This is a genomic window from Pseudomonas sp. 1 R 17 (genome assembly GCF_900067035.1).
Classification (GTDB): Bacteria; Pseudomonadota; Gammaproteobacteria; order Pseudomonadales; family Pseudomonadaceae; genus Aquipseudomonas; species Aquipseudomonas marginalis.
Genome location: NZ_FKLB01000066.1, coordinates 190,148 through 212,095, shown reverse-complemented (window position 1 = coordinate 212,095; position 21,948 = coordinate 190,148). Strand labels below are relative to the sequence as shown.

The following is a 21,948-nucleotide window of genomic DNA, read 5'->3' as shown; positions in this document are numbered from 1 at the left end:
GCGGGCGCCATCGCCGGTGGCGCGTTGCAGACCGCCCGCAGCTACGGCAGCCGCCTGCTGGGCAAGATCAAGGGCCAACGCGAGCTGACCGTGGACGACAGCGTGCTGCGCCTGCTCGCCCTGCGCCAGCGCCAGTTGCTCAAGGCCCTGAACCTGCGCGGCCATGCGGCGATGCACAGCATCAAGGTCGATACGCCCCAGGACAAGACCTGGCGCGAAGGCAAATTGCCGGACGCGTTGCACAAGGCCCGCGCCCACCCGCAATGGTCGTCCCTCAACCCCCAGGCCAGACTGAGCCAGGCCGAACGCCAGGAACAGGTCGAAGTCCTGGCCCAGCGCCTCGACGAGACTTAAGCCGCCAGCAGCTGCCGGGCCTTGGCCTTGAGCACTTCCAGGTCGAGCACCGGCACGTGCATTGCCTTGGCCTGTTCGTCCCAGTGGCGCAGGCGCAGGCTGACCTGACACAGCGGGTCTTGCTCAAACGCCCGAGCCTCCTCGGCCGTCATCACGCCGCCCTGGTAACCCAGGGTGCGGCGGCTCGCCTCGCTCAAGCATGCGTAGTAGTCCGGCCGGCTGAACGTCAGGTAGCGCTTGGCCTGGACGTGGTACTCCACCAGCCTGGCCAGGCGCTCACTGAAGCCTGCACGGCGCAAATAATCCGCGCCCAACCGCTCATGGCTGACCACGCCATAACCGCCCATGTTCTCGCCACCCTGGCCACACAGATGGCCGATATCGTGGAAAAACGCCGCCAGCACCACTTCATCATCGAAGCCTTCGGCCATGGCCAACTGCGCGGCCTGGGACATGTGCTCGATCTGCGACACCGGCTCGCCGATGTAATCCGCCGCGCCGTGCTGCTCGTACAAAGCGAAGATTGTGGCAATCGCCTGTTCCGGGCTCATCACGCCGGCCCCCACAGGGTTGTGATATTGCGCTCGGCCATCGCCGGCCCCACGCTCATGCCCACACCGGTGTGCATCAAGGCAGCGCTCACGCCAGGTGCGGCCTGCACAAATGAAAACGGTGCCGGGCCCCTGGCGCCGTAGACGCCCTGCCAGCGTTCCATCACCTGGATCTTGCAACCCAAGGTCTGTTCGGCCAACTCGATCATCCAGTCATCCACCTGCTCGGCATTGAACGGCGAGGCATCGCTGCCGTAGTCGTGGGAGTCGCCGATGATCAGTTCGCCATGGGGCGTCGGGCTGATCAGCAGGTGAATCCCGTGTGCATGCAGGTGCGGCGCCTCGCGCAGGATCTGCGCCTGTACCGGCGCGGCTTCAGGCAGGTCGGCAAAAGCGCCGTAGTGCACGCAACTGAGGCCGGTGAGCAAGGCGTGTTGCAGGTTGAGGTTGAGTGCAGGCCGGGCGCGCAGCATTTGCAGGCGGCAGATCTGCGGGTTGAGTTCGGCGATGGCCTCGGCCAACAGGGTTTGATAATCGTGGCCGGAACAGACGATGACCTGCTCGCCACGAAAGCTGCCCGCCGTGCTGTGCACCTGGCCCGGTTCGACATCGCGCACCAGGGTGGAGAAGTAAAATTCCACACCCAGTTGCTGGCTCAGGTAGTGGATCAGCGCCGGTATCGCCTCGCGCGAATACAGTTGCTGGTCGTCCCGGCCATGCAGCGCGGCGCGGTGATGGCGGAACTGGCCGCCGTACAGATCCTTCAACGCCGCGCCTTGCAACAGGTCGACGTTATAGCCGTGTTCACGCGCGCGGCCGGCGCAGAAGGCTTCCAGCAGATGTTCTTCGGCTTCGGTACGGGCGAACAGGTACGAGCCGTTGCGCTTGAGCTGCAGGCCGGCAACCCGAGCCCATTGCCCCCAGATATCACGGCTTTGCCGTGCCAGGTCAAGCATCGGCCCCGGCGGCTGCCCGGTGACCAGGGCCTGGCCGAAGTTGCGTACCGAGGCACCCAGGGGCGTGGCGCTGCGCTCGAACACCTTGACCTTGAGCCCGCGCCTGGCGGCGGCGTAGGCGTGGGACAGGCCGAGGATGCCGGCACCGATGATCAGTAAATCTGTCATGGAATATGCAACCCTCTGTAGGAGCGAGCTTGCTCGCGAAGAACGTCAACGATAAGGCAGCGCTTCAGGTTATCCGCGCCGTCTATTCGTTCTTCGCGAGCAAGCTCGCTCCTACAGGTAGAGGTGAAAATTATTGTTTCTCCGACTTGCCGTCATAGCGCTTGCGCCACTCAGCCAGGATGCTGTCGCGGTTTTTCGAGGCCCAGCCGAAGTCGTTCTTGATCAACCGCTGCTCGTAGTCGGCCGGCAATTCGGTCTGCGGCTTGGCGATCCCCGGCTGGGCGAGCACAGCGAAGTTGTCCTTGTACAGGTCCATTGCCGCTGTACTGGCGGAGAAGTCGGCGAGCTTTCTGGCGGCGTCCGCATGGGCGGTGCCCTTGATCACGGCGGTGGCTTCGATATCCCAGCCCAGGCCTTCCTTCGGCAGGATGATGTCCAGCGGCGCACCCTGGCGCTTCAGCTGCACGGCCGGATACTCAAAGGAAATACCAATCGGGAACTCACCGGAAGCCGCCAGCTTGCACGGCTTGGAACCGGAGTGAACGTACTGGCCGATGTTCTGGTGCAAGTCGTCCATGTACTGCCAGCCCTGCTTCTCGCCGAAGGTTTGCAGCCACGCGCTCACATCCAGGAAGCCGGTGCCGGACGAGGCCGGGTTGGGCATCACGATCTTGCCCTTGTACTCGGGCTTGGTCAGGTCTTGCCAGCTCACCGGCTTGGTCAGGCCCTGTTTCTCGGCTTCGACCGTGTTGAAGCAAATGGTCGCGGCCCACACATCCATGCCGACCCAGGCTGGTGGGTTGGCGGCGTCACGGTAATGCTTGCCGATCTTGTCCAGGTCCTTGGGGGCGTAATTGTCCAGCATGCCCTGCTGATCGAGGATCGCCAGGCTCGATGCGGCCAGGCCCCAGACCACATCGGCCTGCGGGCGGTCTTTTTCGGCCAGCAGCTTGGCGGTGATGATGCCGGTGGAGTCACGGACCCATTTGATCTCGACGTCAGGGTTGGCCTGCTCGAAGGCTTTTTTGTAGGTCTTCAACTGCTCGGCTTCAAGGGCCGTGTACACGGTCAACTCGGTCTTGGCGAAGGCATTCAGGCTGAATGCAGTGAGTACGGCAGCGACCAGCGCCAGGGGCTTGAACATGGAGCACCTCCTTCAGGGATGGTTATTGGCCGGGCGCGGTCTGGCGCCAGGCTTGGGAGCGGCGCAAGGCGCCACGTGAAGCCCACGCCAGCAGCAGCGAAACGCTGCCTGAGGTGAACAGGATCAGGGTCGACATGGCCGCCGCGCCGCCCACATTGCCGGCGTCGTCCATGTTCAACACGGCGACGGCGGCGAGGATGGTGTCGGGGCTGTAGAGGAAGATCGCGGCGGACACGGTGGTCATCGCCGACACAAACAGGTAGCGCACGATGTCCAGCAGTGCCGGCAGGCAGATCGGTACCGTGACTTTCAAGTAATGGCGATACAGCGGCGCCTTGAGCGACAGCGCCGCCGCTTCGAACTCGGCGTCCAGCTGGCGCAGCGCGGTGGTGGCGGTCATTTGTGCGGTGGTCAGGTAGTGAGCAATGGTGCACACCACCAGCAGGGTCATGGTGCCGTAGAACACATGCAGCGGGTTGCCACTCAGGTTGAAAAAGAACACGTAGCCCAGGCCCAACACCAACCCAGGCACGGCCATCGGCACAAAACTGAGCATGCGCAGCGCCAGGTTCAGGCCCTTCTGGCCCTTGGTCTTTTCCATCAGGTAGGCGCCGGTGAAGATCAATACGCTGCCGATCAACGCCGTGCACAACGCCAGGGTCAAGCTGTTGCGATAGGCCAGCCAACCGCCGCCGGCCGTGTCTTCGAACTGGTAGTGGCTGAGCGACAGCGACAGGTTGTACGGCCAGAACTTCACCAGCGAGGAGTACACCGCCATGCCGAACACCAGCAGCAACACGGCACTGATGAGCAGCACGATAAGCAGATAGGCGCTATCCCTCAGGCGCGACGGCGCCGGCTGGAAGACCTGGGCGCGGCCACTCATGGCATCGCCGTGGCGACGGCGCAACCAGGCGTCGACGCCAAAGCTGAACAGCGCCGGCAGCAGCAACACCATGCCGATCAACGCGCCCCGACCGAACTGTTGCTGGCCGACCACCGCCTTGTAGGCTTCCAGCGCCAGCACCTGGTAATCCCCACCCACCACCACGGGCACGCCGAAATCCGTGATGGTCAGGGTGAACACCAGGCAGAACGCAGCAAACACCGCCTGGCGCGTGGCCGGCCAGGTGATGCTGCGGAACGCCCGCGCAGGGCTGGCGCCCATGCTCGAGGCCGCGTCGAACAAGCGCGCATCGGCCAGGGACAGCGCCGACAGCAAAATCATCAGGGCATGTGGGAAGGTGTAGATCACTTCACCGAGGACAATGCCCCAGAAGCCGTAGATGTTGTCCGAGAGCAGCCCGCGCAACAGGCCCTGGTTACCGAACAGGTAGACCAGTGCAATCCCCGGCAGCATCGACGGTGCCATCAGCGGAAGCAGCGACAGGCCTCGCCAGATGGCCTTGCCGGGAATCAACGTGCGTTGCAGGGCGTAGGCAAACAGGTAGGCCAGCGGTACGACAATGGCCGCCACGCTGAGGGAGACTTTCAGGCTATTGCCCAGCAGCCAGTGGAAGTTGGCGCTGGTGACCAACGCCCGTGCGGCCACCAGGCCACCGCCCTGCCCGGCCTCGCTGCTGAAACCGCGCCAGAAGATCGCCAGCAGTGGCAGCAATACGGCGATGCCCAGCAGCACCAGCCAGAGCAGTTTGCCGCCGACCACGAAAATACGGTCGCCGGTTTCGGCGCGTGACGCTTGACGCGCCAGAGTCAAGACAGCGGCCATCTCAGGCAAACACCTGCAGGCTGCGCGGCGGCAAGGCTACCCAGATGTCCTGGGCGCCCAGGCGCGGCATGGCTTCCGGGGCCAGTTCGGCAAGCAGCGGATGGCCGGGCAGTTGCTCCAGCTCAAAGCTCATGCGGCAGCGGTTGCCGAGGAAAGTGATCTCGCGGACCTTGGCCGGGAACAGGTTCTCCTCATGCACCGACGGGTTGACGCTGATCGCTTCCGGGCGGCAGAACAGCCGGCCGGACCTGGCCACGCCGGCGTCCTCGGCCAGGCGCATGTTCATCCCACCGACCTGGGCATGGCTGGCACTGTTGCGACTGAACGGCAGCCAGTTGCCCTGGCCGACAAACTCCGCCACAAACGGCGTGGCCGGGCGGTCGTAGATTTCCTGGGGCGTGGCGTATTGCTCGACCTTGCCGTTGTTCATCACGGCGATGCGGTCGGCCATCAACATGGCTTCGTCCTGGTTGTGGGTGACCATCAGGGTGGTGATACCCAGGCGCCGTTGCAGTTGGCGCAGCTCGGTGCACAGATGCTCGCGCACGCGGGCGTCGAGGGCCGACATCGGCTCATCCAGCAACAGCAATGACGGCGCCGGCGCCAGCGCACGGGCCAGGGCGACCCGCTGCTGTTGGCCGCCGGAGAGTTGGCCGGGGTACTTCTTTTCACTACCAAGCAGCCCCACCAATTCAAGCATCTGGCCGACGCGCTGGCGCACTTCATCGCGACCGCTGCCGGTGAGGCCGTAGCCGATGTTCGCTTCGACGGTGAGATTGGGAAACAGCGCGTAGGACTGGAACAGAATGCCGTAGTCGCGCGCCTGGGGCGGCAGCAGGGAAACATCGCGGTCACCCAGGTAAAGTTCGCCGCTGTCCTGGCGTTCCAGGCCGGCGATGCAGCGCAGCAACGTGGTCTTGCCGCAGCCGGAAGGGCCGAGCAGGCACACCAGCTCGCCGGCAGCCACGTCCAGTGACACATTGTCCAACGCCGTAAAGGCGCCGAAGCGTTTCTGGATACCGCGCACTTTCATCGGCGCGCCGGGTTGGGTCAGGACTGTGTTCATGGTGGCACCTCATCAAACTGATGAAGGCCATGCTAGGCAGGCAATGCGTCGCTCTTATGGCAGGAAGGCAAAAGGCGGCGATAGTGGTATTCGCAGATTTGTGTAGGACGCTTGGCGGTGGGCTGCCTGGTCTACCGCAATCGGGAGCAAGCCCCCTCCCACACTTGACCGAGTTCCAACATGGAAATGCGGGCACCTGTGGGAGGGGGCTTGCCCCGATTGGTCCCCAAAGCCACTACAAGGCTTTAGATCGGCGACATTTCCTGCGCCAACCCCAGAAACGCCGCCGGCAGACGAGCGCCTTTTCTTTCCTTGAGGCAGTACAGGTACTCGGGAATCTGCGGCGCATGCTCGAGGGTCAGCACCTTCAGCTGCGGGTCATGGGGCACTTCCTGGCGGGCGATGATGCTGATGCCGATATTGCGCAGCACCGCTTCGCGGATCGATTCACGGCTGCCGATTTCCAGCAGCGGCCCGTAACTGACGCCCGCACCTTGCAGCATCTCTTCCGTAAGCCGCCGCGTGGTGGAGCCGGCTTCACGCATCAACAGCGTATGCCCCGCCAACGCACTGAGGGGTACATGGTCGAGCTTGGCCAGTGGATGGTTGCGGTGTACCGCCAGCACCAACGGGTCGGTGCCCAATACACGGCGGATCAGGCGCGGGTCTTCGAGCAACTGCGAGGATGCAGCGACATCGACGCGGTAATCGTCCAGCGCTTCGAGTACCTGCTGGGAGTTGCCGATTTCCACCGATACCTCCACCTGCGGCAGGCGTTCGCGAAAGGCTTTGACCAGGTCGAGGATGTAGTACGGCGCCGTCGCGGCAATCCTCAGTGCGCCCTGGACCTGGCCGCTGTTGCGCAGGAAAAACTCGATGTCCGCTTCCTGCTGCAGCAGCGTCTTGACCATCGGCAGCAGGCGCGCGCCCTCGTCGCTGACGGTGAGGCGGCGCCCGCCACGGTAGAACAGCTCGACGCCGTACTGGCTTTCCAGGTTGCGAATCTGGGTGGTAACGGTGGGCTGGCTCAGGCCGAGTTTTTTCGCCGCCTGGGTGATGCTGCCCAGGCGGGCGACCATAAAAAACGCCTTCAACTCGGCACTCAGCACACCACCCTCTCATCCTCTATTTGCGCAACAGGCGCAGGCCATTGAACACCACCAGCAGGGCCACGCCCATGTCGGCGAACACTGCCATCCACATGGTCGCCATGCCCAGGAACGTGACCACCAGGAAGATCGCCTTGATCACCAGGGCCAGGGTGATGTTCTGCTTGAGGATACTCGACGTTTGCCGCGACAAACGAATGAATGCCGGAATCTTGCGCAAATCATCGTCCATCAAGGCCACATCGGCCGTCTCGATAGCGGTGTCGGTACCTGCTGCGGCCATGGCAAAGCCAATCTCGGCGCGCGCCAGGGCCGGGGCGTCGTTGATGCCGTCGCCGACCATGCCCACCCGGTGGCCTTGGCCGTAGAGGGTTTCGATGGCGTGCAGCTTGTCGGTGGGCAACAGGTCGCCCTGGGCCTGATCGATGCCGACCTGGGCCGCAATCGCCTGGGCGGTGTGGGTGTTGTCGCCGGTGAGCATCAGGGTCTTGATGCCCAGCTCATGCAGTTGCTGGATGGCTTCGCGGCTGCTGTCCTTGACTGTGTCGGCCACGGCGAACAGCGCCAGCGGGCCGGACTTATCGAGCAACAGCACCACGGACTTGCCCTGTTTTTCCAGGGCGAACAGCTTTTCTTCCAACTCCGGCGAACACAGGCCGAGGTCTTCCACCAGGCGGTGGTTGCCCAAGTGATAGGTCTGGCCATTAATATCGCCGCGCACGCCGCGACCGGCCAGGGCTTCGAAGTTATCCACAACGTGCACCGGCAGGTTTTTATCCACCGCCGCATTGGCGATTGCCAGGGACACCGGGTGGTCGGAACGCCCGGCCAAACTGGCAGCCAGGGCCGGGGCGCTGTCTTCGACAGTGGTGAACAGCGCCAGGTAATCGGTTTGCACCGGCTTGCCGTGGGTGATGGTGCCGGTCTTGTCGAGGGCCAGGTAGTCAAGCTTATAGCCACCCTCCAGGTACACACCGCCCTTGATCAGGATGCCTTTGCGTGCCGCAGCCGCCAGGCCGCTGACAATGGTTACCGGGGTAGAGATCACCAGGGCGCACGGGCACGCCACCACCAGCAGCACCAGGGCGCGGTAGATCCAGTCGAACCAGGCGCCGGCCATGAACAGCGGCGGGATCAGCGCCACACCCAGGGCGAACAGGAATACGGCCGGGGTGTAGATTTTCGAGAAGCTGTCGACGAACCGCTGGGTCGGTGCCCGCGCGCCCTGGGCCTGCTCCACCGCATGGATGATGCGGGCCAGGGTGGAGTTGTTGGCAGCCGCCGTGACCTTGTACTCCAGGGAACCGGCCTGGTTGATGGTGCCGGCGAAGACCTTATCGCCGACGGTCTTTTCAATCGGCAGGCTTTCACCGGTGATCGGCGCCTGGTCGATGGTGGACTGGCCGGCGGTGACTTCACCGTCAAGGCCGATACGCTCGCCGGGTTTTACCCGCACGATTGCGTCCAGCTCAATGCTTTTGACCTCCATTTCAACCCAGCTTCCATCAGCCTGCCGAACCGTGGCCTGTTCCGGTGTCATCTGCATCAAGCCACTGATGGCATTGCGCGCACGGTCCAGGGACTTGGCTTCGATCAGCTCGGCCACGGTAAACAGGAACATCACCATGGCCGCTTCCGGCCACTGGCCGATCAGGACCGCGCCAGTGACCGCGATACTCATCAACGCGTTGATGTTCAGGTTGAGGTTTTTCAGGGCGATCCAGCCCTTCTTGTAGGTGGTGAGGCCGCCGCTGAGGATCGACACCAGCGCTACCAGCGCAATCACCCAAGTGGGCGCGGCGTTGGTGAAGTGCAGTACTTCGGCGCCCAACGCCCCCACACCGGACAACGCCAGCGGCCACCAATGCTTCTTGGCGGGCGGCTCGGCGGCCGGGGTGCCCTCCACGATCGGATCGGCCTGCATACCCAGGGATTTGATCGCATCGATGATCGGCGCGGTACTCGGCAGGTCATGGGTGACGCCGAGGATGCGGTTGATCAGGTTGAATTCCAGCTGCTGCACACCGGCCAGCTTGCCCAGTTTGTTCTGGATCAGCGTCTGCTCGGTGGGGCAGTCCATGGCTTCGATGCGGAAGGTACTCAGGCGCGAGCCGGCGGTGGGCGCCTCGCTCAACTGCACCAGCGCAGGCGCAGGCGTGCCGGAACAGCAGGAACCGCCATGGCCGTGATCGTGCACGGGGGTGAGTTTCTTCGGCCCATGATCATGGTCATGGTCGTGTTTGTGCGGGGTGTGAATGGAGTCGCTCATCAGGTCGCGTCCGTAAGGTGCCTGTTGCCAAGTAAAGACCCTGTAGCCACTATAGGGTCAAGCACCCATTTGGAGATTGCTGCAATGAAGATCGGCGAACTGGCCAAACTGACCGATTGTCCGGTGGAAACCATCCGTTATTACGAGAAGGAAGGCCTGCTGCCACCCCCGGCACGCACCGAGGCCAACTACCGCGTGTACACCCAGGCGCACACCGAGCGACTGATCTTTATCCGCAACTGCCGCAGCCTCGACATGACCCTGGAAGAGATCCGCAGCCTGCTCGGGCTACGGGACAGCCCCCAGGACCAGTGTGAAAACGTGAATGCGTTGATCGACGAGCATATCCACCATGTAAAAGCGCGGATTGACGGGCTGCTGGCGTTGCAGGAGCAGTTGCTGGACCTGCGCCAACGCTGTGGCGGTGGGGACCACTGCGGGATTTTGCAGCGACTGGAGGTCAACGGCGGTGTAGCCGCCAGCGAGGCCGAGCCCTCACACGTAGGCAGAAGCCACGGGCATTAACCGCCCCTCCCACACAAGCCCACACCCTTAGACTGAGGCAGCCTTTAGATAGCCACGTCGGCCTTGATGCTTGGATCAGCGTCATAGCCCACGATTTCAAAGTCTTCGAACTTGTAATCGTAGATCGACGCCGGCTTACGCTTGATCACCAGTTCCGGCAGCTTCTTCGGCGTGCGCGCCAGCTGGGTGCGGATCTGCTCCATATGGTTGCTGTAGGCGTGGGTGTCGCCGGTGGTGACGATGATCTCGTGGGGAATCAGGTCGCATTGCTGGGCCAGCATATGGGTCAGCAGCGCCAGGGCGGCGGTGTTGTACGGCAGGCCGAGGAATACGTCGGAACTGCGGATGTACAACTGCATCGACAGATGGCCGTCATGCACGAACGCCTGGTACAGCAGGTGGCACGGTGGCAGGGCTTGCTTGCCATTGCGCGCGTTTTCCTGGGGGCTCCTTGTTTCGTCCGGCAGGTATTCGACGTTCCAGCCGTGGAACAGGATGCGACGGCTGTTGGGGTTGGTCTTGAGCGTGTGCACCATGTAGTCGATCTGGTTGATCGTGCCGCCATCCTTGGTCGGCCAGGCGGTCCACTGCTCGCCATACACCGGGCCCAGGTCACCGTCTTCGGTGGCCCACTCGTCCCAGATTTTCACACCGTTTTCGTTCAGCCACTTGATGTTGGTGTTGCCGCTCAACATCCAGATCAGTTCGTTGGCGATGCTTTTGAAGTGAAGCTTCTTGGTGGTCAGCAGCGGGAAGCCGTCGGCCAAGTTATGCCGATACTGACGGGCGAACACGGCCTTGGTGCCGGTGCCGGTACGGTCGCCTTTGGTCAGGCCATTGGTCACGACGTCGTTCAGTAGTTCGAGATATTGCTTCATGTCATTACCCGTATCGTTGAAGCCGAGACCTCGCGGGCCTCGGCATTCGAATTTAAAGCGCGGTGTGCTTCAGCGGTTGCGGGCGATTGTACGCCCACCACAGCAGGCCCAGGCCGACCAGGATCATCGGAATGCTGAGCACTTGTCCCATGGTCAGCCAGCCCCATGCCAGGTAACCCAGCTGGGCATCCGGCACGCGCACGAACTCGACGATGAAACGGAAGATCCCGTAGAACAGCGCGAACATGCCGGAAACGGCCATGGTCGGGCGTGGTTTGCGCGAAAAGAGGTACAGGATAAGGAACAGGGCCACGCCTTCCAACGCGAACTGGTACAGCTGCGACGGATGTCGCGGCAGTTGCGCCGGGTCGCTGAACGGCGGGAACACCATGGCCCACGGCACGTCGGTCGGCTTGCCCCACAACTCGGCGTTGATGAAGTTGCCGATGCGCCCGGCGCCCAGGCCGATCGGTACCAGCGGCGCGACGAAGTCCATCAGTTGGAAGAACGACTTGCCGTTGCGCCGGCCAAACCACCAGGCCGCGATCATTACGCCGATAAAGCCACCGTGGAATGCCATGCCGCCTTTCCACACTTCGAAGATCAGCGTCGGGTTGGCGATGTAGGCCGAGAGATCGTAAAACAGCACATACCCCAGGCGCCCGCCGACGATCACCCCCATCGACAACCAGAACACCATGTCGGAGAGCTTCTCCTTGGTCCAGGTCGGGTCGAAACGGTTCAGGCGCCGGGAGGCCAGCAGCCATGCACCGCCGATGCCGATCAGGTACATCAACCCGTACCAGTGGATTTTCAGCGGACCGATGGCCAGGGCCACCGGGTCGATCTGCGGGTAAGGCAGCATTGCGACTCCTCGTTAAATCATTCGTTATGGCAACCGGACCATGCCCGGGCGCGATTAAGCCTGCGTTACAGCAAAAAATTCAAACCGACACAAAACAGCAAGCCGGCGAACAACCGCTTGAGCAAGCGCGGCGACAACCGGTGCGCCAGGCGTGCGCCGAAACGGGCAAACACCATGCTGGTCAGGGCAATGCCCAGCAGCGCCGGCAAATACACGAACCCTAGACTATGAGCGGGCAACAGCGGGTCATGCCAGCCCAGAATCATGAAACTTAACGCACTGGCCAGGGCAATCGGCAGGCCACAGGCGGACGAGGTGGCCACCGCCTGTTGCATCGGCACGCTGCGCCAGGTCAAAAACGGTACGGTCAGCGAGCCGCCGCCAATGCCGAAAATCGCCGAAGCCCAGCCAATCACCGTACCGGCCAGGGTCAGGCCGAGCTTGCCAGGCACGGTGCGACTGGCCTTGGGCTTGACCTCCAGGGCCAGTTGCACGGCGATGATCAGGGCGAATACGCCGATGATCTTCTGCAAGTGGGGGCCGGAAATCGCCTCGGCGGTCAGCGCACCAAAACCGGCGCCGAGCAGGATGCCCACGGTCATCCAGACAAAGATCGGCCAACGCACCGCGCCACGTCGGTGGTGCTCACGCACGGCATTGACCGAGGTAAAGATGATCGTCGCCAGGGAGGTGCCCACGGCCAGGTGGGTCAGCACCTGCGGGTCGAAGCCCTGCAAGGTGAAGCTGAACACCAGCACCGGCACGATAATGATCCCGCCGCCCACGCCAAACAGCCCGGCGAGTACGCCCGCGCACGCGCCCAGCAGCAAATACAGCAGAAATTCCATGGGAGCCCCCAAACCAGGTCCGGCATGTTAACGGATGGAAGGCATGCGACCCAACTGGATACGATGGAACGCCGCTGCCGGTGTGGGTAGAGTGGCAAAAAACACAAACGGGAATCGCCTGATGTGCCTGATTGTTTTTGCCTGGCGGCCGGGCCATGCCCAACCGCTGATCGTCGCGGCCAACCGTGACGAGTTCTACGCCCGCCCCAGCCTGCCGCTGGCGCAGTGGCCGGATGCGCCCGAAGTCTATGCCGGCCGCGATCAGGAAGCGGGCGGCACCTGGCTGGGCGTGAATGCCGATGGGCGTTTTGCTGCCCTGACCAATATCCGTGATCCGCACCAGCCGCCGGCACGCAAGTCCCGCGGTGAACTGGTGGCGCGTTTTCTCAATGGTTCGCTGCCGATTGACCAGTATTTGGCCGAGGTTAACGGCCGTTCGATTGAATATGCCGGGTTTAACCTGCTGGTGGGGACGCGGGAAGAGTTGTGGCATTACAACGCCAATCACACCGAGCCGACGCAGTTGAAAGCGGGCGTGTATGGGTTATCCAATGCAGGGCTGGATACACCTTGGCCGAAACTGCTTAAGGCCAAAGCCGCGCTGAGTGAGTTGCTGAACGATCCCCAGCCCGAAGCGCTACTGGAGATTCTGAGCGATCCGCAGATTGCACCGTTTGCCGAGCTGCCGGATACCGGCGTGGGGTTGGCGACGGAGAGTTTGCTGTCGAGTGTGTTTATCGCCAGCCCGAGTTATGGGACACGGGCGAGCACGGCGTTGATTGTGAATGCCGATGGCACGCGGCGGATGGTGGAGCGAAGCTTTGGACCGCATGGTGGGCGGCTCGGAGAGGTAGAACTCAAGTTCTGACGCTGATGCCGTCTTACCCAGCAGCGCGCCCGACGCAGCCTCGCTTGCGCTCGACAGCTGCTACGGGCGGGGGCTGCGTATCGCCATTAAAGGGTCTTGGCAGACGCCGGGTTGATCATCCGCGTCAGCCCCAGGTTTTTCAGCGCCAATTGCAGCGAGCTGTGGATAACCTGCGGGTTGTCGATGGTCATCAACTCCGCCAGCAGATCCTTGGCCATGCTCAGTTCAACCTGGCGCAGCATCCACTTCACCTTCGGCAGGTTGGTGGCGTTCATCGACAGGCTGTCAAAGCCCATCGCCATCAACAGCACCGCTGCCGCCGGGTCACCGGCCATTTCACCGCAGATGCTCACCGGCTTGCCTTCGGCATGGGCGTCGCGCACCACGTGTTGCAGGGCGTGCAGCACCGCCGGGTGCAGGTAGTCGTAGAGGTCGGCCACCCGTGGGTTGTTACGGTCCACGGCCAGCAGGTACTGGGTCAGGTCGTTGGAGCCCACGGACAGGAAGTCCACCTGCCGCGCCAGTTCCTTGGCCTGGTACACCGCCGCCGGGATTTCGATCATCACGCCAATCGGCGGCATCGGTACGTCGGCGCCTTCGTCGCGCACTTCGCCCCAGGCACGGTGGATCAGGTGCAAGGCTTCTTCCAGCTCATGGGTGCCGGAGATCATCGGCAGCAGGATGCGCAGGTTGTTCAGGCCTTCGCTGGCCTTGAGCATGGCACGGGTCTGCACCAGGAAGATTTCAGGGTGGTCGAGGGTAACGCGAATACCGCGCCAGCCGAGGAAGGGGTTGTCTTCCTTGATCGGGAAATACGACAGTGACTTGTCGCCGCCGATGTCCAGGCTGCGCATGGTCACCGGCAACGGGTGGAAGGCGGACAGTTGCTCGCGATAAATCGCCAGTTGCTCCTTCTCACTCGGGAACCGCTGGTTGATCATGAACGGCACTTCGGTGCGGTACAGCCCCACGCCTTCGGCGCCGCGCTGTTGCGCGCGCGCCACATCGGCCAGCAGGCCGGTGTTGACCAGCAGCGGTACACGGTGACCGTCGAGGGTCACGCACGGCAGTTCGCGCAAGGAATCGAGCCCGAGCGCCAGTTGCTTCTCTTCTTCCACCACCTCGGCGTATTGCTTGCGCAGGACTTCGCTGGGGTTGGTAAACACCTCGCCGCGATGCCCATCGACGATCATGTCGATACCGTCGACCTTGGAGTACGGCAGGTCCACCAGGCCCATCACCGTCGGAATGCCCATGGCCCGGGCCAGGATCGCGACGTGGGAGTTACCCGAACCCAGGACCGAGACCAGGCCCACCAACTTGCCTTCGGGCACTTCGCCGAGCATGGTGGCGGTCAGTTCTTCACTGATCAGGATGGTGTTGTCGGGGTAGACCAGGTTGGTGCTGCGGTCTTCCTGCAGGTAGGCCAGCAGGCGGCGGCCGAGGTCGCGCACATCCGAGGCCCGCTCGCGCAGGTAGGCGTCGTCCATCAATTCGAAACGGTTGACGTGATCGGTGACCACCTGACGCAGCGCGCCCTGGGCCCACTGGCCGGTCTTGATCACGGTCTTGACTTCGTTCCCGAGGGACGCGTCGTCGAGCATCATCTGGTACACGTCAAACAGCGCGCGCTCTTCGGGGCGCAACTGGGTGGCCAGCTTGGTCGACAGGTTGCGCATGTCGGCGCGCACGCCTTCCAGGGCCGTCTTGAACAGTTTGATTTCAGCGTCGATGTCGTCGACGTGCTTGTCCGGCACCACATCGAGGTCGGCCGGCGGCAACATGACCACGGCAGTACCGACCGCCGCACCCGGCGAACCCGGTACACCGACGAACTTGGCTTCCTGGATACCCTTGCCCTGGCCGCCCAGGCCGCGAATCGAGCCGGTGGCTTCGGCGTGGGCGATAACCCCGGCGAGCTGCGCGCTCATGGTCACGAGGAAGGCTTCTTCGCCCTCGTCGAACTGGCGACGTTCTTTTTGCTGGATGACCAATACGCCGACGACGCGGCGGTGGTGAATGATCGGTGCGCCGAGGAACGAGGCGTAGCGCTCTTCGCCGGTTTCGGCAAAGTAGCGATAACGCGGGTGATCGGCCGCGTTTTCAAGGTTCAGGGGTTCTTCACGCGTCCCCACCAAGCCCACCAGACCTTCATTGGGCGCCATGCTGACCTTGCCGATGGAGCGCTTGTTCAAGCCCTCGGTGGCCATCAGCACAAAACGGTTGGTCTCTGGGTCCAGCAGGTAAACCGAGCAGACCTGGCTGCCCATGGCTTCCTTGACGCGCAACACAATAATCCCCAACGCCGCCTTGAGATCCTTGGCGGAGTTAACTTCCTGGACGATCTTGCGCAGCGTATTGAGCATGGCTCGGGGTCGAACTCCGTCGTCAGTCGCGCGCTAAAAGGCGCGGGGCAAGCTCTTTGAGAGCGCGACGATAAACCTCGCGCTTGAATGTCACCACCTGGCCCAGCGGGTACCAATAACTGACCCAACGCCAGCCATCGAACTCCGGCTTACCGGTCAAATCCATCCGCACCCGCTGCTCGTTGGAGATCAGGCGCAGGAGAAACCATTTCTGCTTCTGGCCGATGCACAGCGGTTGGCTGTGGGTACGCACCAGGCGTTGCGGCAAACGATAGCGCAACCAGCCCCGGGTACAGGCCAGAATCTGCACATCTTCACGCTCAAGGCCGACTTCTTCGTTCAACTCACGGTACAAGGCGTCTTCAGGGGTTTCGTCGGGGTTGATTCCGCCTTGAGGAAACTGCCAGGCATCTTGGTTGATTCGGCGAGCCCATAGCACCTGTCCGGCATCATTCGTAAGAATAATCCCGACATTAGGACGGAAACCATCGGGGTCGATCACGGCAACAACCTCGCAAACGCATGTCGCCGCATTGTTCCACAAAGGTTGTTCCAGCGGCAACGAGGCTTCTTACCTTATGTGCACTCTTGTGAAAAGACCGTATTCTGGACGCCTTTTTACAGACTTTTCAGCGAGTAACTGCAATGCGCCTGGCTTTATTCGACTTGGACAACACCCTTCTCGGCGGTGACAGCGACCACGCTTGGGGCGATTACCTCTGCGAACGGGGGATTCTCGACGCGGTCGCCTACAAAGCCCGCAACGACGAGTTCTACCAGGACTACCTGGCCGGCAAGCTGGACAACGCCGCCTACCTGAACTTCTGCCTGGACATCCTCGGCCGCACCGAGATGGCCCAGCTGGACGAATGGCATAACGACTATATGCGCGACTGCATCGAGCCGATCATGCTGCCCCTGGCTGCTGAACTGCTGGCCAAGCACCGCGCCGCTGGCGACAAGCTGGTGATCATCACCGCCACCAACCGTTTCGTCACCGCGCCAATTGCCGCACGCCTGGGCGTCGAGACGCTGATCGCCACCGAGTGCGAGATGGAAAATGGCCGCTACACCGGGCGCAGCACTGATGTGCCGTGTTTTCGTGAAGGCAAGGTGACGCGCTTGAATCGGTGGTTGGAAGAGACTGGCTACAGCCTGGAAGACAGTTACTTCTACAGCGACTCGATGAATGACCTGCCGCTGTTGGAGCAGGTGACGCATCCGGTGGCGGTGGATCCGGAACCGAATCTGCGCGCTGAAGCCGAGAAGCGGGGTTGGCCGGTGATTACCCTGCGTAGCGAGTAACCGTGGTGAGCGGGCTTGCCCCGCGCTGGGCTGCGAAGCAGCCCCAAAACCTGCCAACCGGTCTCATCAGGAAAAATGCGGGCCTTTGTCGGGGCTGCTTCGCAGCCCAGCGCGGGGCAAGCCCGCTCACCACAGAAGCCCTCACCGCATTAAACCGGCTTGGCGCCCATGAGCCCGGCAATCGCCACAAACCCCACCAGGCTTACCACCGCCAGCACCAAGGTGAAATTCAGGCTGCCGCCCTCGCCTTTGCGCAGCCGGTTAAGCCGTGCCACCAGCCAGAACCAGGCCAGCGCGGCCACGGTGTAGAGGATGCTGGAACCCAGGATCCAGGTCTGCCCCAGCGGCCAGCCGACCAGGTGCACCAGCCACCAGCCGGTAAACGGCATGCTGACCATGCAAACGCCCATCAGCAACCACACGAACGCCCACGGGCGCTGCACAGTCACGGCCGGGCCGTCGCTGCGCTTGCGCCAGGCCAACAGCGCCAGGCCGAGGCCGCTGAGCAGCAGCAACACCGTGGCGGCGATGTGGATAACTTTGAGGGTGGTCAGGGTTTCCATATGTCGTTTTCCTTAAAGGCCGCCCCAATCAGCGTAGTCGCTCAACCGAGAAACAGTTTGTAGGCCGGGTTATCGCTTTCATCCCAATACGGGTAGCCAATGGCTTCCAGGGCCGCCGGGACCAGGTGACGCTCGTTCGCCGGCACTTGCAGGCCGGCGACCACACGGCCGTCAGCGGCACCGTGGTTGCGATAGTGGAACATCGAGATGTTCCAGCGTCCGCCCAATTTATTAAGAAAGTTGAACAGCGCCCCCGGACGTTCCGGGAATTCGAAACGGAACACCACTTCATCACTGACCTTGGCCGCATGCCCGCCGACCATATGGCGGATGTGCAACTTGGCCAGTTCGTTCTCGGTCAGGTCCAGCACCGGGAAACCCTGGCTGGTGAGGCTGGCGATCAGCGCACTGCGCGGGTCGTTTTCCGGGTGGGTCTGCACGCCGACAAAGATGTGCGCTTCGCTGCCGGAGTGGTAGCGGTAGTTGAACTCGGTGATCTGGCGCTTGCCCACCGCCTCGCAGAACGCCTTGAAGCTGCCCGGTTTCTCAGGGATGGTCACGGCAATAATGGCTTCGCGACCTTCACCCAGCTCGGCGCGCTCGGCCACATGGCGCAGGCGGTCGAAGTTGACGTTGGCGCCGGAGTCGATGGCCACCAGGGTCTGGCCGGTGACGCCACGGGTCTCCACGTATTTCTTGATCCCCGCCACACCCAGCGCGCCGGCCGGCTCGGTGATGGAGCGGGTGTCGTCGTAGATGTCCTTGATCGCCGCACAGATTTCATCGGTGCTGACGGTGATCACTTCATCCACATAGTGTTTGCAGATGTCGAAGGTGTGCTGGCCGATCTGCGCCACTGCCACGCCATCGGCAAAGATACCCACGGTGGGCAGCACCACACGCTCGCCGGCGGCCATGGCAGCTTGCAGGCAGTTGGAGTCGTCCGGTTCGACGCCGATGATCTTGATCTCCGGGCGCAGGTATTTCACGTACGCCGCAATGCCCGCGATCAGCCCGCCGCCGCCCACCGGTACGAAAATCGCGTCCAGGGGCCCCGGGTGCTGGCGCAGGATCTCCATCGCCACGGTACCCTGCCCGGCAATGGTGTGCGGATCGTCGTAGGGGTGAATGTAGACGTAGCCTTTTTCGTCGACCAGCTTCAGCGAGTAGGCCAGGGCTTCCGGGAAGGAATCGCCGTGCAGCACCACTTTGCCGCCACGGGAGCGCACGCCTTCGACCTTGATCTCCGGAGTGGTCTTGGGCATCACGATCGTGGCCTTGACCCCCAGCACCTTGGCCGCCAGGGCCAGGCCCTGGGCATGGTTGCCCGCCGAGGCCGTGACCACGCCGCGTGCACGCTCTTCAGCCGTCAATTGAGTCAGCTTGTTGTACGCGCCGCGAATCTTGAACGAGAACACCGGCTGCAGGTCTTCACGCTTGAGCCAGACCTTGTTGCCCAACCGCTCGGAGAGCTGGCGGGCGGTCTGCAGCGGGGTTTCTACGGCAACGTCATAGACGCGCGAGGTGAGGATCTTTTTGACGTACTGTTCAAGCATCGGCGGAAATCACTGGGCGGGTTGGGCAGGGCCAAGGAGTCTAACCCAGCGTTTGGCCGGGCGACCACACGAATCCGGAGGTTTTGTTGGGTTATACTCGCGCCCCTCTTTACTCCCCGCCCGTTCCGGAGCCCGCATGACCCAGGATCAACTCAAACAGGCAGTGGCCCAGGCCGCCGTCGATTTAATCCTTCCCAAACTCGACGACAAGAGCATCGTCGGTGTCGGCACCGGCTCCACCGCCAACTGCTTTATCGATGCGCTGGCCCGGCACAAAGGCGCATTCGACGGCGCCGTGGCCAGTTCCGAAGCCACCGCCGCGCGCCTCAAGGGCCATGGCATTCCGGTGTACGAGCTCAACACCGTGAGCGACCTGGAGTTCTACGTCGACGGCGCCGATGAAAGCGACGAACACCTGAACCTGATCAAGGGCGGCGGTGCAGCCCTGACCCGCGAGAAGATCGTCGCGGCGGTGGCCAAGACCTTTATCTGCATCGCCGACGCCAGCAAGCTGGTACCGGTGCTCGGCGCGTTCCCGCTGCCGGTGGAAGTCATCCCGATGGCTCGCAGCCACGTAGCCCGCGAACTGGTAAAGCTCGGTGGCGATCCGGTGTACCGCGAAGGCGTGTTGACCGACAACGGCAACATTATCCTCGACGTGTTCAATATGCAGATCACCCACCCGGTGGAGCTTGAGACCCAGATCAACGCCATCGTCGGCGTGGTCACCAATGGCCTGTTCGCGGCGCGTCCGGCGGATGTGCTGCTGCTGGGCACTTCCGAAGGCGTGAAAACCCTTAAAGCCTGATGCAAAACCCAATGTGTCTCAGGGATTGGGTTTCTTGAACACGTAGAACAGGTTCGGCTCGCTGACCAGGTACAACGTGCCCTCGTCATCCATGGCGATTCCTTCGGCCTGGGGCACCCGTTTTTTCAGGCCATGGCGTCCATTGAGCAGAGACAGGCTGCTCAATGGGCGACCGTCGATGTCCAGCTCCAGCACCAGGAACGACTCATCCGACAGCGCCAGCAAATGACCGCTGCGCTCGTCGTATTGCAGGCTCGACAGGTCGCGTACAAACAACCCGGCATCGCGCTTGGGGTTGTTGATCACGTGCACCGAGTAGGTTTTTTCCGGTTTGAAATGGGGAAAGCCGTGGACCTCGTAGATCAGCATCGGGTCGCGTTCCTTGGCCACGAACAGGCGCTTGCCCACCGAGTCATAGGCCAACCCCTCAAACCCCTTGTTGCCCCCGACATGCAGGCCCAGGGTCATCTGTTCCGCATCGGCGGCGTCGAGGAATTGGGTATCGTCGTCCACATGCACCTTGATCAGCCGCTGCTGGCGCTCGTCGGTGATGACATAGATGTTGTCGCTGATAAATTCCACCGCCTCGGCATCACCAAACCCCACCAACGGGATGCGTCGCAGGATCTTGCCCTCAAGGGACAGCTCGATCAGCTCGGCGTTTTTATTGGTGACGGTAAACAGGCTCTTGCGTACCGGATCGTAGGTGAGGGCCGAGACATCGTCGTCGAGCCCTTCGATAACCTGGGCTTCAAGGGTCACTCGGTAATCCGCCAGGCCGATGGAGCGCTCGTCCGCCGGCTGACGCCAGGCCTGCCAGTTGAACCAGGCGCGCTCGAACAGGCGAAAATGCTGCGCAACAGCCCCGGCGCTGACCAGGGCGATCAACACCAGCATAAAAAGAATGGGTTTGGGGCGGGCAAATCGACGCATCGGGCGGTGCTCAAAGTCAAAAGTGGCGAATGAATATCACGCCTGTCTGAATTTAAACTTAAACGCGCCCCGGTGTCTGGCGAATGCCGCTAATAGAGAAATATCCGACGTGATTCGTCTGTTATTTCTGCTTTTCGAAACGATAGAACAGGTTTGGCTCACTGACCATATAGAGCGTGCCGTCCTCATCCATCGTTACCCCCTCCGCACGGGGGATGGTGTTCTTGAGGCCGTTGAAGCCACCGAGCAGGGTCATGAAGCTGACTTGTTCACCCTTCTCATCCAACTCCAGCAACAAGTGGGAGTCGGCCGATAACACCAGCAGATGGCCGGTGCGCGGGTCGATGGCCAGGGCCGAAAGGTTGCGCATGTCCAGCTCTTTGCTGGCCAGTTTCTGTTTATCGCCGACAAGGGTCTGGCTGCCGTCACTTTTCCAGGTGAACAACGCCGGCGGCCGCTCTTCTCCCAGCACAAATTGCTGATTGCGCTTGTCCCAGGTAAGCCCCTCGAACGCTTTGTTCTGATCCTTGGACGGGCCCAGGTCATAGCTCGGGAAGTCGGCCTTGTTCAATTGCTGGGTGGCAGCGTCGATCTTGACGATGGTCAGGTTGTGCTGGCGTTCGTCGACCACGGCCATCAGGCCATTTTCCATCACAGTCACGCCTTCCGGGTTGTCCCAGCCATTGAGCGGCATCTTGCGCAATACATCGCCTTGCAGGCTCAGCTCGACCAGGAACGGGTTTTTACCCATGACGGAAAACAGGGTTTTGGTCTGCGGGTTATAGGAGACGTCCGAGGCTTCGTCTTTCTCCATGCCCGGCAAAACCTTGGCGTCGATGACAACGTGATAGTCAGGCAACCACACACTTTCGCTGCGCTCGGCGGGCGTTTCAAAGCCCTCCAACAGCCACAGCACGCCGCGATCGTCCCAATGCATGGCCCAGGAAATGCCGTACACGATGGCACCCGCCAGAAATAGCCAGGAATACCAGCGCAAGGCAAAGCGAGAGCGCGGCTTGGGTGTGGCGGAAGGCAGGGACACGGCCATTGGGTGCTTTTCCGGAAAGTCAGCGGTAGGTGATAGCAC

21 protein-coding genes are annotated in these 21,948 nt (G+C 62.3%); 5 read left to right on the top strand and 16 right to left on the bottom strand.

Annotated features, from left to right (window positions below):
• Positions 1–354 (top strand): DUF3482 domain-containing protein (locus BFP99_RS28850; RefSeq protein ID WP_141690839.1); only part of this gene is annotated, 354 nt, incomplete at its 5' end.
• Here BFP99_RS28850 and BFP99_RS28845 read toward each other — a convergent pair.
• The 7 genes from BFP99_RS28845 to BFP99_RS28815 all read right to left on the bottom strand — a co-directional run bounded on the left by BFP99_RS28845 (position 351) and on the right by BFP99_RS28815 (position 9,346).
• Entirely contained in the window at positions 351–905 is a 555-nt protein-coding gene (locus BFP99_RS28845) for a phosphonate degradation HD-domain oxygenase (protein ID WP_065924339.1), read from the bottom strand. The two genes, BFP99_RS28850 and BFP99_RS28845, sit on opposite strands and share 4 nt — an antisense overlap.
• Positions 905–2,029 carry a TIGR03364 family FAD-dependent oxidoreductase gene (locus BFP99_RS28840; protein WP_065948785.1) on the bottom strand — a complete coding sequence of 375 codons (1,125 nt, stop codon included), beginning with the start codon at positions 2,027–2,029 and terminating at the stop codon, positions 905–907. The genes BFP99_RS28845 and BFP99_RS28840 overlap by 1 nt, the downstream gene beginning before the upstream one ends.
• A gap of 130 nt (positions 2,030–2,159) precedes the next feature.
• A complete protein-coding gene (locus BFP99_RS28835) occupies positions 2,160–3,173 on the bottom strand; it encodes a putative 2-aminoethylphosphonate ABC transporter substrate-binding protein (RefSeq protein ID WP_065924341.1) in 1,014 nt (337 codons plus the stop codon).
• 22 nt (positions 3,174–3,195) lie between these two features.
• Positions 3,196–4,902, bottom strand: coding sequence for a putative 2-aminoethylphosphonate ABC transporter permease subunit (locus tag BFP99_RS28830; RefSeq protein ID WP_065948784.1), 1,707 nt, complete (start codon positions 4,900–4,902; stop codon positions 3,196–3,198).
• 1 nt (position 4,903) lies between these two features.
• Positions 4,904–5,968: a putative 2-aminoethylphosphonate ABC transporter ATP-binding protein gene (locus BFP99_RS28825; protein ID WP_065948783.1), complete on the bottom strand. Its 1,065-nt coding sequence runs from the start codon at positions 5,966–5,968 to the stop codon at positions 4,904–4,906.
• Positions 5,969–6,213: 245 nt separating this feature from the next.
• Positions 6,214–7,077, bottom strand: a complete 864-nt coding sequence (locus BFP99_RS28820; protein ID WP_027606132.1) for a LysR family transcriptional regulator — start codon at positions 7,075–7,077, stop codon at positions 6,214–6,216.
• A gap of 16 nt (positions 7,078–7,093) precedes the next feature.
• Positions 7,094–9,346, bottom strand: a complete 2,253-nt coding sequence (locus BFP99_RS28815; RefSeq protein WP_065948782.1) for a heavy metal translocating P-type ATPase — start codon at positions 9,344–9,346, stop codon at positions 7,094–7,096.
• An 84-nt stretch (positions 9,347–9,430) separates the two neighbouring features.
• Here BFP99_RS28815 and cadR point away from each other — a divergent pair, with 84 nt between their 5' ends.
• The gene (gene cadR / locus BFP99_RS28810) at positions 9,431–9,871 is read left to right on the top strand and encodes a Cd(II)/Pb(II)-responsive transcriptional regulator (protein ID WP_027606134.1); all 441 of its coding nucleotides are present in this window, start codon (positions 9,431–9,433) and stop codon (positions 9,869–9,871) included.
• A 44-nt stretch (positions 9,872–9,915) separates the two neighbouring features.
• On the opposite strand, the gene BFP99_RS28805 is transcribed toward cadR, so the two are convergent.
• The 3 genes from BFP99_RS28805 to BFP99_RS28795 all read right to left on the bottom strand — a co-directional run bounded on the left by BFP99_RS28805 (position 9,916) and on the right by BFP99_RS28795 (position 12,462).
• Positions 9,916–10,749: a thymidylate synthase gene (locus BFP99_RS28805; RefSeq protein WP_065924345.1), complete on the bottom strand. Its 834-nt coding sequence runs from the start codon at positions 10,747–10,749 to the stop codon at positions 9,916–9,918.
• 52 nt (positions 10,750–10,801) lie between these two features.
• Positions 10,802–11,614 carry a prolipoprotein diacylglyceryl transferase gene (lgt, locus tag BFP99_RS28800; protein WP_065924346.1) on the bottom strand — a complete coding sequence of 271 codons (813 nt, stop codon included), beginning with the start codon at positions 11,612–11,614 and terminating at the stop codon, positions 10,802–10,804.
• A 65-nt stretch (positions 11,615–11,679) separates the two neighbouring features.
• Positions 11,680–12,462 (bottom strand): sulfite exporter TauE/SafE family protein, encoded by a 783-nt coding sequence (locus tag BFP99_RS28795; RefSeq protein WP_065938085.1) that lies wholly within the window; start codon positions 12,460–12,462, stop codon positions 11,680–11,682.
• 121 nt (positions 12,463–12,583) lie between these two features.
• On the opposite strand from BFP99_RS28795, the gene BFP99_RS28790 reads away from it, so the two are divergent.
• Positions 12,584–13,330, top strand: a complete 747-nt coding sequence (locus BFP99_RS28790) for an NRDE family protein (RefSeq protein ID WP_065948781.1) — start codon at positions 12,584–12,586, stop codon at positions 13,328–13,330.
• A gap of 86 nt (positions 13,331–13,416) precedes the next feature.
• Here BFP99_RS28790 and ptsP read toward each other — a convergent pair whose 3' ends face one another.
• A complete protein-coding gene (gene ptsP / locus BFP99_RS28785) occupies positions 13,417–15,696 on the bottom strand; it encodes a phosphoenolpyruvate--protein phosphotransferase (protein ID WP_065948780.1) in 2,280 nt (759 codons plus the stop codon).
• Between the two features lie 22 nt (positions 15,697–15,718).
• Positions 15,719–16,198, bottom strand: coding sequence for an RNA pyrophosphohydrolase (locus BFP99_RS28780; RefSeq protein WP_003176750.1), 480 nt, complete (start codon positions 16,196–16,198; stop codon positions 15,719–15,721).
• A 143-nt stretch (positions 16,199–16,341) separates the two neighbouring features.
• On the opposite strand from BFP99_RS28780, the gene BFP99_RS28775 reads away from it, so the two are divergent.
• Positions 16,342–17,001, top strand: a complete 660-nt coding sequence (locus tag BFP99_RS28775) for a histidinol-phosphatase (RefSeq protein ID WP_065948779.1) — start codon at positions 16,342–16,344, stop codon at positions 16,999–17,001.
• Between the two features lie 149 nt (positions 17,002–17,150).
• Here the strand turns inward: BFP99_RS28775 and BFP99_RS28770 are convergent, their stop codons facing one another.
• Both BFP99_RS28770 and ilvA read right to left on the bottom strand, forming a co-directional pair.
• Positions 17,151–17,564: a DUF2269 family protein gene (locus BFP99_RS28770; RefSeq protein ID WP_065948778.1), complete on the bottom strand. Its 414-nt coding sequence runs from the start codon at positions 17,562–17,564 to the stop codon at positions 17,151–17,153.
• Between the two features lie 41 nt (positions 17,565–17,605).
• The gene (ilvA, locus tag BFP99_RS28765; RefSeq protein WP_065948777.1) at positions 17,606–19,120 is read right to left on the bottom strand and encodes a threonine ammonia-lyase, biosynthetic; all 1,515 of its coding nucleotides are present in this window, start codon (positions 19,118–19,120) and stop codon (positions 17,606–17,608) included.
• A 136-nt stretch (positions 19,121–19,256) separates the two neighbouring features.
• On the opposite strand from ilvA, the gene rpiA reads away from it, so the two are divergent.
• A complete protein-coding gene (rpiA, locus tag BFP99_RS28760) occupies positions 19,257–19,928 on the top strand; it encodes a ribose-5-phosphate isomerase RpiA (protein WP_065924352.1) in 672 nt (223 codons plus the stop codon).
• 18 nt (positions 19,929–19,946) lie between these two features.
• On the opposite strand, the gene BFP99_RS28755 is transcribed toward rpiA, so the two are convergent.
• Both BFP99_RS28755 and BFP99_RS28750 read right to left on the bottom strand, forming a co-directional pair.
• Positions 19,947–20,861, bottom strand: coding sequence for an SdiA-regulated domain-containing protein (locus BFP99_RS28755; protein ID WP_027608420.1), 915 nt, complete (start codon positions 20,859–20,861; stop codon positions 19,947–19,949).
• Positions 20,862–20,982: 121 nt separating this feature from the next.
• A complete protein-coding gene (locus BFP99_RS28750) occupies positions 20,983–21,909 on the bottom strand; it encodes an SdiA-regulated domain-containing protein (protein ID WP_065938078.1) in 927 nt (308 codons plus the stop codon).
• Between the last annotated feature and the right edge of the window lie 39 nt (positions 21,910–21,948).